Origin of the sequence: Actinomadura verrucosospora (assembly GCF_039540335.1) — a bacterium.
GTDB lineage: Bacteria > Actinomycetota > Actinomycetes > Streptosporangiales > Streptosporangiaceae > Spirillospora > Spirillospora verrucosospora.
Genome location: NZ_BAABEV010000003.1, coordinates 300,138 through 314,583 on the forward strand (window position 1 = coordinate 300,138; position 14,446 = coordinate 314,583).

Sequence of the window (14,446 nt, forward strand, 5' to 3'; positions counted from 1 at the left end):
GGACCGGTTTCGGACATGGGTCGGGTAGGGACGTGGCGCGATCAGGGCTCACGCCGAGCCGGGAAAGAAGGGGGCGTCTACGCTGCGGGGCGGACGACCGGGGCGGAGCCGACGAGGGTCTCCCAGTCCGGGGTCTGGTGCGCGTAGTCGCGCGCGGCTTGTTCGGCCTCGTGTTCGGGGACGTAGACGGACCGGGCGCGGTGCCATGAGCCGTCTTGGCCGGCGACGATGCACACGCCGGGAGTCTCGGCGGGGATGGCGCGGGCGGCGTCCAGGGCGGCGGGGTCGAGGTCGCCGAGGGCCATGTTCGCCGTCTCCGGGTCGTTGACGTGGTGGCACACCCGCCCGGACAGTTGGGCGCGTAGCGCGGTGACGCCGGGGCCGAGGTCGGAGCCGACGCGTTGCCCGCAGACGACTAGGTAGACCGCGAACGCCCGCCCGAGCTGAGCGACCCGCAGGAGCGCGGTAGCGGTCTTGGCTACCTCGTCTTTCTCGGACTTGTCGGCCATGAGGAACAGTTCGGCGACCTCGTCCACCAGGACCACGATGGGCATCGGCCGCAGGTCCTCCGGCAGCGTCCACACGTTGCGCGCACCGTGCGCCCGGCAGAGTGCCATGCGGTTCTCGACCTCGCCCACCAGGTCGACCAGCAGATCCACCGACTCCTTGCGGGTCGTGGCCAGCGCCGAGAGCCGAGGCGCGTACGGGGTGAATTCCACGCCGCCTTTGAGGTCGAAGCCCGCGAGGGCGACCGGTTGCGGCGCCAGTCCCTTGAGCAGGGCGTTGGCCAGGTTCGACTTACCGGACTGTGTCGCGCCGACGTTGAGCCAGTGCGGCACCGCGCGAAAGTCGATCACCCAGTCACGGCCGTTCTCCAGCTTCCCGGGACGCACGGTCAGCAGCTCACCGGTTTCCGGCGCGGTGACCACCTCGACCAGCGGGTCACGCATCGTGGCCCACAGCGTCACCGAGCCGGGCCGCACGTCGACCACCCGGACCGAGTGGACGCGCCAGGCGTGCGCGATCCCCTCCGCGGCTTTCTCGTAGTCGGCGGGGACTTGGCCGTCGTGCAGGCGCAGCCGCATTCGCCATCCCAGCCGGGTAGGGCGCAGGATGCCGAGGCGGGGCGAGCGCTCGACGTCGACCCGCCGCACCCGCCGCTTGTGCTCGACCACCGTCGCCGCAGAACGCGAGGCAGGCCCGACCACTGGGATGGCGTCCAGGGTGAGGCGGAATCGCCGCCGGTTGCGGGTGAGCTTGCAGCCCGAGGCGACGTGATGCCACGTCAGGTAGACCAGCACCGCCCGGGCCGGGAATCCGACGCCGTACCAGAACGACACCGGGTGGAACCGGCGCCAGGCCCAGAGCCCGGCCGCCGCAGCGGCCAGGACCCCGAGCACCAGGACGAAGTCAGTCATGACGGCCGCCCCGTTCAGGCCACGCCCGCCGGAGCGGACGAGTCCGAGGAGACGGGGACGACGCGAGTAGCGCGGAAGGCAACGCCCCACCGCTTCTCGCCGCCGAGAACCGCCTCCCAGGGGAACGCGACCAGCCCGACCGGCGTCACGACCTCCCCGATCGTCACCGACTGGTCGCCGGTCACCGCGACATTGAGCAGGTCAACCCGCCCCATCGCGTCGGCGGCCGACAGGCCGACCGTGAACACCGTGTGTCCGTCACGGTCGACCTTGACTTCACCCGTCTCCTGGTTGAGCACCTTCGGACGCGGCGCGGACACGCACACGAAGGTGAGGGCGGAGACGTCGACAGGAATGTTGCGCATGCTGAGTACACCTCTCGTCCGCCTGCTGAACAGGCGTTACGGACCGAAGGGAGCACACGCCATCAGGACGAACGAGGTAGCATCGAAGCGCCAACTAGGGTGCTAACCGCATCCGGCCTGGGCGGGTCTCCCGCTCAGGCCACTTTCACTAGTGGCCTGTTTCGCCGTCCAAGAGCGGCCTTCCCGCCCCTGAAACACGAAGAGCGTTCGTGTTGGGCCTTCACCTCCATCAGGAGTGCTTCAGCGTCAACACGAACGCTACCCGGTACTCAGAGTTTCTACTAGTACTTGGAGTACTAGAAGACGTACTTTTTCTACGCGCCCACCCTCTCCGCGAGTTCTCGCAGGTCGGACGAGGGCGGATCCTGCATAGTCAGCAGATCGGACACGACCTGACGCACGACCCGATGGTTCCGTACCTGCTCCGGCGTGATCGACTCCGCCTCCAGCAGGGCCGCGACAGCCCCATCGACCTGCCGCCGCTGGGCGTGAGCACGCGCGAGGTCGACTTGCAGCCTTGCCCGGCGCTCGCGAGACAACGTCGAGGTATCGACTTCGCTCCCGGCCCGAAGGGCGTGGCCGGCGTCTCCCAGCTCTACCGCCACGGTGACCTCATGCAGGACGACATTCGCCGGGCCGAACTCGGTGTTGTAGTCGTTGCGACCGCTCCCGAGCCGTTCCGCGACCTCACGAGCCCGCGCCAGGTGCTCATACGCCACGTCCGCCTGATTGAGCCGAGCCGCGGCCATGGCCCGCTGCAACGTCAGCCCACCCCACAGAGACATGGCTTCCGGCTTGCCCTGGTCGACGAGGAACCACAGCGCCTCAGTTGCCGTCCGGGCGTTCTCCTCGGCCTGGTCGAACTGCCGCGCTCCCAGGAAGACGAACCCGAGCCGGAAGGCGCCGGCGGCCATCATCAGCGGATCGCCCGCGCGCTCGGCCGCGACGATGGCGCGGTCAGCGGCGATCCACGACGCTTCCGGTTCGTTGAGCTTGGACAGGGCCGCCGAGCAGGCTTGATAGGTCGCCGCCAGCAGGTTGAACAGCTCTGCCCGCCGCTCCTCCGGCGCCGACCGCACCGCGGTTTCCAGCGCTGGCACCAGGCCCCGGAGCAAGTCAGCCAGTTCTACATAGTGGCTCTCATGCGCCAGTTCCCAAGCCCGGTCCACCCGCGGCTTGATCTCCGCCGTCGGCGGGACGGGAGCCGAGTGCAGCATGGCCCGAAGCGAGTGAGCACCCGACAACACCAGGCGCAGCCCGGCCGACCCCGGCATTTCCTCACTCGACGCGGCGACAACCGGAGCTTCGGCCGCCAACTCCGAGAGCGGAAGCTCCAGCACCTCGGCGACCTTCTCCAAGACCGACATGCGGTCGACCTTGCGCACGCCGCGCTCGACCTGGGAGACCCAGGCAACGGACCGATCGATCAGCCGCGCCAGCTCAGGCTGAGACAGCCCTCGCCGCTTGCGCTCCTGAGCGATCCGTCGTCCGAGCGCCCTTTGATACTCAGTGCTCACCCTGTCGTTCCCTTGCCTACCTGTAGGCCCAACCAGTCGACCTCCACCGAGGCGAGCAGGTCATCACGGGCACCGAGGAACCGCCGAACGTGGTCCTGCTCCTCGTGCGCGTCGAAGGCCGCCCGGTCCCGATACAGCTCATAGAAGATCCTCTGCAGCGGCTGCCCGTCGACCTCGTGCACCGCGTAGATCAGCGTGCCCGGCTCTTCCGTTTCGATCTTGCCGATCGTCTCGGAGACCAGCTGGTCGAACTTACCGGCGCTCTCTTCGTCCTTGCAGGTGAACCGGACCATCAAGCCGAACATCGGCACCCTCCTTCGTCGCCTCTACGAGATCAGTACTTATTGTGCGGCGCAAGTACGCGAAGTGACTTGTACTTGAAGTACTGTACCCGTACTTTGAATGCCAATCCAGGTTGATGGAGCTCTGACCAGCAAGATCACCGCGATGAGCTGGCCGACCAACCTCGCAGAAGACCGTCCGAAGGAACCCTTATGCCCGTTCCCCCAGACGCCCCGACGCCGGACGCGACAGACACCCATCCACGTCCACCGGGCGGCAACCCACGCGAATGGCGAGACGCAGCACTCGCCTTGATAGCCGCCCTGGATCAGCGCGGCTTAACCGCCAAGCCATGGGGACACGGCGCGGTGATGGCCGTGAACCTCGCAGGGGAGCCGGCACCCGACAACGCCCTGGGCCAGGCGCTGAGCCCCGGCCTGCGCCAAGAGGTCAGGTGCCACCCGCACACCCCCGACCACGAGCTGTGGTGGCACTGGGTCTGGTCCGGCCCGACCCGCGGCTCCGAACCGGAGCTGGAACCGCTGTGCCCACTGTGGGAGACCGAGCTGGCCGCCGACCGGATCGGACGCGTCCTCGCCCTCACCAAGGAGAGCGACGCATGATCGACGAATCCGCCGTGACCCTACGCCTATGGGGACGCCGAGCCCGCCGCTTCGTCCGCTGGTTCGCCACCAGAGACCGCCAGGACCGCAAGGCCATGTGGCACCTAGACCGCCTCGCCGAGGCACTCGCCGCCCAGGGATGGCGCACATACCGCCGCTTCTACGTCTCCCCGGCAACCCTGCGCGTCGGCCCCACCAAGCACGCGCCGGCCATCGAGGAACTCAGCGCCACCCACTTCGGCCGATGGGTCTACCTCACCCGCAGCAACCCCCAACCCATCCCCTGCGCCGACCTGGACCAGGCGGTCACCGAGGTCGAGCGCATCCTGTGGGGCCGGCTCCACCAGCCGAGGCCCGGGAAGGCCCGACGCCATGAGCGGCAACGCTGAGACCATGCGGGCCGCCCGAGTCCTCGCCGAGATGTTCCCCGGAGTCCAAGCCTGGTACGGCGAGGCGACGGGGGAGTGGTGGGCGATGGTCTCGCTACCGACCGGGGACCGCCTACTGTCGGCCCCCGACGTTCACCAGCTGCGCGAGCAGATCACCCACACGAAGGCGTGGCCATGGCATCAGAGGTGAACACCGCCGACCACTTCCCGCACCACCCAGGCATCACCGCTCGATGCCCGACAACCTGTCTCGGCGTCCACACAGTCGGCGACATGGTCACCCTCCTCACCACAGCCGCCCGCACAGCATCCCCAGACGTAGCCCACCCTGGCGAACCCCAGCAGCGCGCCCGGCACACAGGGAGCTGCCCCCTGTCCTGCCTTCACCTGTCCGTCAGAGTCGCCAACGCCCTCAAGTACGCCGACACCCCACCGCGGACCATCGACGCCCTACTCCACATGATCCGAACCGATCAACTGACCGAAGTCCGCAACATCGGCCGCCGCAGCCTCGCAGAAGTCCACCAGGCCCTCACCGCCACAGGCTTCGACGTCCGCCACACCAACCTGATCTAGATCCGCACCCGGCCCCTGAGCTCTGCCGTCACAAGGTCCCTGACCAGGCAACCCAGGGGCCGACGCATGTCCAGAAGCCAAGATCATCAGAGGGCCCCGCCCGCCGGATGAGAACTTTCTCTACGTCTTCAAGGGCGCCCGCTACGCGGCCGCCAGCGGCCGCCCGCCCCGGCGCGCCGGGCATGCGGCCTGTCCCGTCCGGTCCCGCCGCACCGGCGCGCCCGTCCGCATAACCGTGGGAGGCCAGAGTCAATGGGACCGCAAGGAAAAATGGATGGTCAGGTACTAGTCGATTACTTCGGTAGGGATTTCGCAAAAAGTCCCTGCGGCCAAGTCCTTGTTCGCACAATCTCGCCCTTTTGTGCCACCTCTAAGATTCGCCAAGTGGATCACTTGTAACGGCAGAGCCCCTTGTCAGGGCGACCAAAAGGTCCGAAGAAGGTGCCCCTCTTCTGATTGTCAATGGTTGATTCTGACCGGCGATCCATCAATAGACTTCCGAACACAGTTCTTCGGCTATTGCATACAAGGCTGCCGGATCGATCCTAATAAGAGCTTCCAGAGGAACTTTCCAGTCTGCAAGAGACCAGGCTTCGGCGACAAGTCGCCGGGCTGAATCGATATCCGCGCTCTTGGCAAAGGCCGCTAGTGATCGGCCGCGCTGTTCGGGATCCGAAATTCTGCGCGTTAGGGTCTCTGCGCGGTCAAAGTCGCCGGTTTGAGCTGCCAGATACACCAGATCCACCAGCGCCTCCCCTTCTTGATAGGAGCCGTTCATGGTATGAATTAGATTCTCGGCTCGGTCGAAGTCGCCGGTCTTGGCTATCGCATTCACCAGATCCGTCAATATATCATCCCGATCGGAAAGGTTAATGATGGAACGTGTAAGCTTTTCGGCTTGATCGAAGTCACCGGTTTTAGTCAGCATAAGCACTACTTCCCTCAGCGCCAGCGCTTGATGGGGAGACACGGTGATGGTGCGGGTTAGCCTCTCTGCCCGGTCGATGTCGCCGGTCTTAACCACCATGCGTACCAATTGTGTCAGCGCTTGCCCTTGATGGTGAGAGTCAGTGATGGTGCGGGCTAGCTTCTCTGCTCGGTCGATGTCGCCGGTTTCGACTATTGCTTTCACCATATTTGCGAGAACTGGCCCACGCTCGTAGAAGTCGGTGATGGGGCGGGTTAGGGTTTCGGCGTAACTAGAATTGCCGGTCTGAGCCACCGCCTCCGCCAATTTAGCCAGTGCTTGGTTCCGCACTTCGTGGTCAGCGATGGTACGAGCGAGAACTTCAGTTCTTTGAGCCAAGATCGTGGCTTGACCAGGGCTACCCGCACTAGCTACCGCAGATACCAGTTCGGTCAGCGCTTTTGCTTGATGGAAGGGGTCTGCGATGAAGTCGGTTAGGGTCTCGGCTCGGTCGAAGTCGCCGGTCCTGGCTATCGCTTTCAGTAGCCCTGTCATCGCTTGAGCTTGGTAGTGGGGGTTGGTGATAGTACGGGTTATGTTTTCGGCTCGGTCGAAGTCGCCGGACCTGGACATCACATCCGCCAGGTTCATCTTCGCCCGAGCCTGTGCCTCGGGGTCAGTGATGGTACTGGCTAGGGCCGCAGCGCGATCGAAGTCACGGGTATGGGCTACCACGTGCGCCAAATCGGCAAGAGCCTGCGCTTGATGGTAGGGGCTGGCGATGGTGCGAGTCAGAGTCTCCGCGCGGTCGAGTCCATAGTTCTGGATCACTGTGTACACCAGTCCGGCAAGCGCCTGTCCTTGATGATCCGGGTTGGGAATGGCACGGGCCAAGGTCTCAGCTCGGTCGATGTCGCCCCCCTCAGCCACCATGCGCACCAAGTTAATTGCCTCTCGGGCCTGCTCCTTGGGAGCAGTAGCAGTGCGGGCGAGATTTTCGGTTTCATAAGCCAATGTCTTGGCGCGGTCGAGGGCGCCAGCCTTAGCTGCCGCGTATACGAGATCAGTCAGCGCTTGCGTCCGTAGATAGGGATTGCTGATGGTGTGGACGAGAGCTTCAGCGTGGTCAAAGTCACCGGTTTTTGCCACTGCATTCGCCAGAGCCCCCACTATGTGACCCTGCCCGTCGGAGACGGAGTCGATGAAGGCCTCAGCACGGCCGAGATCGCCAGCTTCAGCAATTACATAAACATAGTTCGCCAAAGCCAAGTTGCGGTAGGAGGTTGACTTGTCGATGGTACAGGCAAGAGCCTCGGCGTAGTGGAGGTCGCCAATCCGGGCAACCGCGTACACCAGTTCCGCCAGTGCCCAACCCTGCAGACCAGGGCTGGTGATGGTAGAAGCGAGTTCTTCGGCTTGCGAGGTCAATATCTTGGCACGGTCGAGGTCGCCAGTCTGGGCAGCCACAGCTACTAGCTTCGCCAAAGCCACGCTGTGGTAAGAAACGGAGTTGGTGATGGTGCGGGCGAGAGCCTCAGCGTGGTCGAGTTCACCAATCTGGGCGAGCGTGTACACCAGGCATGTCAGCGCCCAGGCCTGATGGTCCAAGACACCAATAAGGGCGGCGAGACCTTCGGCTTGGTGGGCCAAGGTTTTGGCGCGGTCGAGGTCGCCGGCTCTGGCTACCTCGTACACCAGATTCGCAGGAGGCCAGCCCTGATGGTCGGGATAGGTGAAGCCGACGAGAGCCTCAATCTGGGACGTCAAAATCTCGGCACGATCACGGTTGCCTTCTACGATGGCCTGGGGCACAAGATGGGTCAGCGCATGAGCTTGCTGATTAAGATCGATAATGGAGCGGGCGATTTCTTCAGCATGCTGGAGGTCGCCGGTCTTGGCCACCTCGTGTACTAGGTAGGCCAACGCCTGTCCCTGGCGGTCAACGTGGGTGATAGAGCGGGCGATTTCTTCAGCATGCTGGAGGTCGCCGGCCTTGGCCACCTCGTGTACTAGGTAGGCCAACGCCTGAGCTCGGCGGTCAACATGGGTGATGGAGCGGGCAAGTGCCTCAGCACGGTTAGTGTTACCCAGTAGAGACCAGGCTGCGGGCAGATGTTCCGGAATGTGTAGGTTGCGCTGTCGGAGATTGTCCCGAGTAATAGCCAGGCGCCAAATCACTACAAGGTCCGGTTGATCGTTAGCGCAGAGCGCTTGTTGTGCCGCATAAATCTCAGTTAGGGAAGTGTGGTCACCCCCGCTTACGTCTAGCATCCGATTATGTCGTGCACCATCCAAGCAACAGTCGATCATTCGGGGCAGATCTCCGGATGCGCGCAGCATAGGATAATAACCGCGTAGCAGATACTCGGGAGTTCCTTCAGGCCATAGCTGATCTCGATAGGACTGAGCCCAGACATGCAATCGCTGTCGGTATCCCTCCAGCCGCGTCGAGCCCAACCGTTGAGTGGCCATAGTTTGGAGCTCTTCATGTGCCAGTACGTACATATCTGGCGCATTCGAGGGTGCCCAATGACTCGTGTGGGTCTTGAAAGTTCGTCCAGATGCGGTCGACAGATGATCAGTGATCTCCCACTCGGACCGTCCGGTAAGCGCTGCTAGGTCAGGTCCTGACAGGCCGCCACCTGCTGCAGTTACCAAACCAAGTAGATCCTGCTCCGCAAGAGAACCTTGAAGAAGATGTTTAAGTTCCCGTACCGCAGCATCCTTGATTACCTTCGCTGCTGGTGACGGCTTCAGTGGCCGGACGATACGGCGATCGCGCAGCGGATGCCCTTCGGGCACGTCGGAAGGCACAGGGGGATTAGGGCGCCCAGTCACAACTACCCGGGTGCCCTCAGGGAGCCTGTCGGGCAGCAACGCGGCGATACTGTGTGCGTCCGGCCCGGCAGTAACACCGCGATCCTCGTCCAGTCCATCAACCACCAGTGTCAGCCAGCGCCCATGCTCCCGGCATCGGTTGGCAGCTCGGTCCAGTAGACCCAGTAGATGCGCCTCGCGGGTGGATTCATTCAGATATGGGGGAACCGGCTCTTCGGCAATCTCCGCGAGCTGCTCCAGCATCACGTCTGCAAACGCCACTCGGTTATTGTGGCCGCTGAATCGTGCGGTGGTGAAGAATGACGCTATCTGCACCTGCGGCGGTGGATGCAGTACGAACCAAGCCATCAAGGCCGACTTGCCCGACCATGCTGGCGCCTGCCACCATACCCAACATCTGCCTTCGGAACGAGTGCAGAAATCCGCAAGTTCGGCCAATTCTACTTCGCGACCTTGCAATTGGCCGGAAAAGATTCTTTCTACCTGCTTGATATATGCCGACCGTGCTACCGGCAGCGAACCCAAGTGCACATCGCCAACATGGATACCTGAACTAGCGAAGCCACCGGAGTATGCGGTAGCGGCACCCGAATCCTTCACTGAACTGCGCACGTACTCCATCGACCTTCTCCGTGGTTTGCCCAGCCATCCCGGGCGCTCAGGTTAGATCCACGCCCGTGGACGCCTGCCCGTTGTCGGATGCCTCGGCGTCTCCGCTGTGCTCCACGATGGCATCAGACGGCTCACTGGCCGGACTCCGCACCCCCGTAGACGCCCTGCCACCTCGTGTAGCAACGGCACGCCCCGAATCCCGCACACGGACCTGGGCGCGTGACGACCGAGCCAACACGGCCCACACCGCTACTCCCACCGCGGCCACACCTGCCAGCGCCGAAACCGATGTAGCCAACTTGTTGGCCCTATCCCACTCAAGTACGGCTAGCACCACGGCCAGGACGGTCACGCCTAGGCATGTTGCCACCAACACCCATCGACCATTGCTCATGACAAACAAGTATCGCCTCAGAGGTCGCTCGCTCAGTAGCTAGCGGCAACTAACCGGTTGTGGACAGGCGCAAGAGCAAGTCGACAAGTTCGAGACTGCCCAGCAGCTGCTGTCTGCAAGGCGGTTTCTACCTCTGAGGCGGACGAGCTGCACCGAACGGTGGGAACCCTGAAGGCAGGGTCGGCCACCAAGGCAACCCGCCCACACACACTAAGCAACGCTGATCTCGGTGGACGAAGTGGCACTAGGCCGGTCGCCGCCCCGGAAGTGGGCGATGGCTCAGCCAGACTCGGTTGAGCGAGCTCGAAGCGGGGGCCTCGCGGCCCCCAGCCCCCCGCGGGCCGGAGGGCACGCCCGCGCGAATCTGTCTGTCACAGCGTCTCGTCGTTCGCGCGGGCGCACCCTCCGGGACGGGCGTGGGTGCTAACGGTGGTGCTAACAACGGGGTCGGATGATCTTGGACGGGTGTGGACGCCCGGGAGGTTGCGACGCTGGTCAGCGGGCACTTGGGGACACGCCTGGACGTCGCTGATCTCGCTTGTAAACAGACGGCAGTTGGTGGAGCGTGGCTGGCCGCGGGAGGTGGACACGTAGGATCTGCGCTCGTGGCCCCGTTCGAAGATGTCAAAGCCTCGTTCTGGGGGACTGGTGACTATGGGGTTCAGCCGCCCTTGGTGGCGGGGGCGATCGAGGAGGCCGAGGGCCTGCTTGGGGTGAGGCTTCCCCAGGCTCTGCTTGATCTCCTGGGGGTACAGAACGGTGGTCCGGTGGCCGACGCTTGGAACGCCTTCCCCACGGACCAGCCCAACTCATGGAGTCCCACTCACGTCCCCTTGGCCGAGCTGTTCGGGATTGGTCGCCGTGAAGGCACGTTGTCTCTCCTCGATACCCCGTACTTGGTCCAGGAGTGGGACTTGCCGTCTCCAACCGTTCTCTTGTCAGGTGATGGGCACTACTGGGTAGCGCTGGACTACCGCGCAAGCGGGCGACAGGGCGAGCCGTCTGTCGCCTGGATCGATGCCGATCTAGAAACTGAACTCTGGCTGGCGGCAGACTTCCGATCGTTTGTCCAGAGGCTGGTTCCTGCCGCCCGCTAGCTCGTGTGCCGGATGCGGGCCGAAGTTCGGCGGCAAGGCGCAGGTCAGGGGAGTTGGGCGGTGGGACTGTAACCGTCTGCCCAGTCGGGCGGACCCGCGTGGCATCACTGGTGAGCCCAGCCCTCAGAGGTCGGCGGAGGCCGTGAGTGGGCGAGAAGTACAGCACGGAAGTACCGCAACAGAGGCTTACGGCTGCTGGCATCGGCGACCAGGCGCACACGGGTCTGCCTGCGGTTCGAGTGGGGATCCTGGTACTGCCGGTCTTTTGTGAACAGAAGGTAGGGGTTCAATTTCCTTCGTCGGCTACCAGTTCAAGGCCCCCTTCCCGGTGTTGGAAGGGGGCTTGTGCGTCACCGTGAAAGCTACGGGATTCAGCTGTTGGGCAGAGCGCCGCTCATGGCTTTGGCTGTCGCGCGCATGTCGTCCACGGTCAGGTGACCGTAGGTGTCTTTCGTGATGGCGATGCCCGTGTGACCGAGGATCTCTGAGACCACGCGTAGCGGCGTGTCTTGCGTGTGCATCAGCGAGGCTCCCGAGTGGCGCAGCTCATGCGGATGCCAGTGACCGAGGCCCGCCCGCTGGGAGAACGTGTGCGAGAAGTTGTCCGGGTCGGTGGGGGTGGGCACCTCGGACGGGAAGATCAGCTCGTGATCCTGCCAGGCTTGGCCGAGCGCGAGCCGTGCCTTCGCCTGCTCGGCGTGCGGCGTGCGGCGTGCTCACGATCTCTGGCGTGAGCACGAGAGTCCGCCGTGACTTGGTCGTCTTCAGCTTGCTGAGCACGATGCGCGTCTTGCGGCCGCTGTTCTCTTCCGGGAATTTGCGGCGTATCTGGCCTCTCGCTTTGCGTTCCAGAGCCGATCGACCTTGGCCACCGTGAGCTTCTTGCAGCCCAACGTCGGCACCAGGTGCAGACGGACCATGTCGGCGTAGTCGTCTTCCGTGGACTCTGCCAGAGTGCCCGGTAGGTTCACCGACACCCAGCGTTCAAGGAACGCCTTCATTGTGATCCGGTCGTCCGGCACCGTGCCCGTATCGACTGCCTCGCGGACCTCCTCCGGTCGGCACCTTCGCTTGACCGGCAAGCCGCTCGGGCGGTGCATTGCCGATCGGTGCCGGCCAGCGAAGGTCTTCTGAGGACGACCGCCAGGAAGAGCGGTCCGCAAAGAAAAATTCGGAGGACCCAACGTGTCTACCAAACGACGCGGGGCCATCGCGGTGCTTCTGGCGCTGCTGGCACTGCTCGCGAGCGGCTGCGGTCTCGGAGAGACCGACGGCCGGCCGCCGACCTATGCCGACGCCTGCGCGCAGGACGCGAAGATGCTGGCCGACCTGCCGGGCAGCGAGGCCCTGACGCGGGCCCTGGAAACCCAGAGGGAGTCGGAAGACGTCTACGCCGTCATCTGGGTCGACGTCCATCTCCTCCGGGCACCCGGCTGCCCCGGCAGTTCCGAAGCCGATCCCCAGTCCATGGCGATCGAGAAGACCATGCTGACCCTCGCGATCGACAAGGTCGAGCCGGCAGTCTCCAGCAAGACCATCTACCGGCCGGTCGCTTCCGAGCTCGCGGCCGTGGTCCGTCTCTCCAGCTCCGAGAAAACCGCGCTGGAGAGTTTCCGGCGGCTGATGGAAACGGTCGACGGGGATCTCACCAAGACCGGCATCGGCGGGAATGGCCCGCTGAACGACACCTCGGTCTCCGGCTACCTGTTCGTCGGAGCACGGGGGTACGGTCACTGGCCCGACCGGGACTCGCGGCTCGGTCCTGGCCGATGAACTCCTCCCGGCGCCACTGACGGCGCCGGGACGCCAGTCGAGGGCGGGGCGGATCCCAGCGATCCGCCCCGCCCTTCCGTCTCGTGCGAGCCCCTCCTCATCCGCGACGCCATAGGGCCTGCGCGGGTGAAGGCACTGGCTCGTATCGCGACACGTTGTGAGCGGCTTCCAGGGATTCTGCGCAGGGAAGAACAACGTTCTCCGAGAGGTCTTACGGGCTTACAGGTTGTGCAAGGCGGAGGCACCGAGGGATGGCGGCAGCCTCAACTCGTCGAGCCACGGGCACCTGCCACGTGGCGACCGGCCCGCCGTCCGCCAAGCCCAAGGCCCGTCGAACACCTCCAACGAGAGCCTTCTCGAACACGGGCTTGGAGGCCGGCGGACGCCGTGATCAGGCGAGAAGTACCGCGACAGAACTGCTGGCAGCCACCACCAGGTGCACACGGGTTGCCTGGGGTTCGCGTGGCGATCTTGGGGCGGCCAGTCTCTTGTGAACAGATGTCTGACGCCGCCAAGGTCGCCCGCTCCTGGAGGCATTACGGCCGTCTGGCGTGGGTGCCGGCCCGCCGCGCCGCCCGCGGCCGTCCGGCCGTGCCGATCAAACGGCTGGCCCTTCCGGCCGACTCTTGCTCGCCAGCCGCTTTGAGGTAGACGGATACCGTCTGTCCGCCCCTGCTTGAGGCCCCCGTAGCGGTCGACCGTTCGTTGGCAAGGCTCGCTGCGGTGCTGGCGGATGCCCGAGCGCACATGGCGCTGATCGGCAGGCACGATCTTGTGAACGCCCGGGAAGGCCCTGAGGCACGTCGGGGGATGGTGAGTCTGCCGAATATGTGTCGGACCCCCGCTGTTGTCCGAAGTCGCCGTAACCCCTCTGACCTGTTGAAGGCGCTCAGCGTCGGCGCTGTGCGTTTTGCCGACTGAGGCCTAGGTGTTGCTCTACCAGCGCTCAGTGTCGAGGGCTTTTCGCAGGGTGATGTCGGTGGCTGGCGGGCGGGGGCATTTCCGGGACGGTTGTTCTTAGCGCTCGTACATCGACGCGTGAAGCAACCCAAACACCTCACCTAGGAGATTCGACATGCAGCGTCGTATCACCATGCTCCACACCCACAGGGCCATCGTCATCAACGGCGGAGCCGCCGACGTGGTCATCGTCGTGGAAGACCGAGAAGAGATCGAGGTCGTCCTCGACTACCGCGGACGCGGACTCAAGAGGGTGCCCGACGGCGCCTTCCTGTTCTCCGGTCCCCATTTCGACACCGTGGAGGGCCGTCATCGGCGCGGCCTGTCGCGGATCGGGACCGTCACCGTCGGCCTGCCGCTCAGCGTCCGTCAGATGGAGGCGACCAGCGGAGGCGCCATCACCGTTTCCGGCCCTTCGGACTGGGTGCACCTGGACGGTCGGAAGGGCATCACGATCGGGGAACTCACCTTCGGTTCCCTCACCTCGTCCGGCCCGATCGTCGTGGGCAGGGCTGCCGGCAAGGTCCACCTGTACACCCATGGCGGGAACGCCAGTGTTCGGGCGGACAACCCCACCGAGCTCGTGATCAGCACGGGGGGCGGTGATGTCGAGGTCTCCGGTCAGTGGCAGGAGAACGCCCTGGACGTACGCGAAGAGGGCGGGAAGGTGACCTTCCGCAAGGAGTGATCCATCC

12 protein-coding genes and 1 pseudogene are annotated in these 14,446 nt (G+C 64.5%); 7 read left to right on the top strand and 6 right to left on the bottom strand.

The features are described from left to right. Window positions 1-77: 77 nt before the first annotated feature. The 4 genes from ABD944_RS05535 to ABD944_RS05550 form a co-directional block, all read right to left on the bottom strand. A complete protein-coding gene (locus tag ABD944_RS05535; RefSeq protein ID WP_345173046.1) occupies window positions 78-1,418 on the bottom strand; it encodes an FtsK/SpoIIIE domain-containing protein in 1,341 nt (446 codons plus the stop codon). Window positions 1,419-1,432: 14 nt separating this feature from the next. After that, window positions 1,433-1,783, bottom strand: coding sequence for an SCO3933 family regulatory protein (locus ABD944_RS05540; protein WP_345173047.1), 351 nt, complete (start codon window positions 1,781-1,783; stop codon window positions 1,433-1,435). 314 nt (window positions 1,784-2,097) lie between these two features. Then, on the bottom strand, window positions 2,098-3,300 hold the full coding sequence (locus tag ABD944_RS05545; protein WP_345173049.1) for a helix-turn-helix domain-containing protein: 1,203 nt from the start codon (window positions 3,298-3,300) through the stop codon (window positions 2,098-2,100). Continuing rightward, complete coding sequence (locus ABD944_RS05550) at window positions 3,297-3,605, bottom strand: putative quinol monooxygenase (RefSeq protein ID WP_345173050.1); 309 nt, start codon at window positions 3,603-3,605, stop codon at window positions 3,297-3,299. The genes ABD944_RS05545 and ABD944_RS05550 overlap by 4 nt, the downstream gene beginning before the upstream one ends. A 354-nt stretch (window positions 3,606-3,959) precedes the next feature. On the opposite strand from ABD944_RS05550, the gene ABD944_RS05555 reads away from it, so the two are divergent. Genes ABD944_RS05555 through ABD944_RS05570 form a run of 4 tightly spaced genes read left to right on the top strand, consistent with a single transcriptional unit; the run spans window position 3,960 to window position 5,170 of the window. Continuing rightward, window positions 3,960-4,205 (top strand): hypothetical protein, encoded by a 246-nt coding sequence (locus tag ABD944_RS05555; protein WP_345173052.1) that lies wholly within the window; start codon window positions 3,960-3,962, stop codon window positions 4,203-4,205. Next, the gene (locus ABD944_RS05560; protein WP_345173053.1) at window positions 4,202-4,594 is read left to right on the top strand and encodes a hypothetical protein; all 393 of its coding nucleotides are present in this window, start codon (window positions 4,202-4,204) and stop codon (window positions 4,592-4,594) included. Before ABD944_RS05555 ends, ABD944_RS05560 begins: the two co-directional genes overlap by 4 nt. Continuing rightward, on the top strand, window positions 4,578-4,784 hold the full coding sequence (locus ABD944_RS05565; RefSeq protein WP_345173055.1) for a hypothetical protein: 207 nt from the start codon (window positions 4,578-4,580) through the stop codon (window positions 4,782-4,784). Before ABD944_RS05560 ends, ABD944_RS05565 begins: the two co-directional genes overlap by 17 nt. Further along, complete coding sequence (locus tag ABD944_RS05570) at window positions 4,769-5,170, top strand: DNA-directed RNA polymerase subunit alpha C-terminal domain-containing protein (protein WP_345173056.1); 402 nt, start codon at window positions 4,769-4,771, stop codon at window positions 5,168-5,170. Before ABD944_RS05565 ends, ABD944_RS05570 begins: the two co-directional genes overlap by 16 nt. Before the next feature lie 487 nt (window positions 5,171-5,657). On the opposite strand, the gene ABD944_RS05575 is transcribed toward ABD944_RS05570, so the two are convergent. After that, complete coding sequence (locus ABD944_RS05575; RefSeq protein ID WP_345173058.1) at window positions 5,658-9,536, bottom strand: hypothetical protein; 3,879 nt, start codon at window positions 9,534-9,536, stop codon at window positions 5,658-5,660. Between the two features lie 990 nt (window positions 9,537-10,526). Here ABD944_RS05575 and ABD944_RS05580 point away from each other — a divergent pair. Continuing rightward, window positions 10,527-11,018 (top strand): SMI1/KNR4 family protein, encoded by a 492-nt coding sequence (locus ABD944_RS05580; RefSeq protein ID WP_345173059.1) that lies wholly within the window; start codon window positions 10,527-10,529, stop codon window positions 11,016-11,018. A gap of 371 nt (window positions 11,019-11,389) precedes the next feature. Here ABD944_RS05580 and ABD944_RS05585 read toward each other — a convergent pair. After that, window positions 11,390-11,671, bottom strand: a pseudogene (locus ABD944_RS05585) (tyrosine-type recombinase/integrase); the annotation flags it as partial. 532 nt (window positions 11,672-12,203) lie between these two features. On the opposite strand from ABD944_RS05585, the gene ABD944_RS05590 reads away from it, so the two are divergent. Next, on the top strand, window positions 12,204-12,791 hold the full coding sequence (locus ABD944_RS05590; RefSeq protein ID WP_345173061.1) for a hypothetical protein: 588 nt from the start codon (window positions 12,204-12,206) through the stop codon (window positions 12,789-12,791). 1,075 nt (window positions 12,792-13,866) lie between these two features. Beyond that, window positions 13,867-14,439, top strand: a complete 573-nt coding sequence (locus ABD944_RS05595) for a DUF4097 family beta strand repeat-containing protein (protein ID WP_345173062.1) — start codon at window positions 13,867-13,869, stop codon at window positions 14,437-14,439. The last annotated feature ends 7 nt before the right edge of the window (window positions 14,440-14,446 follow it).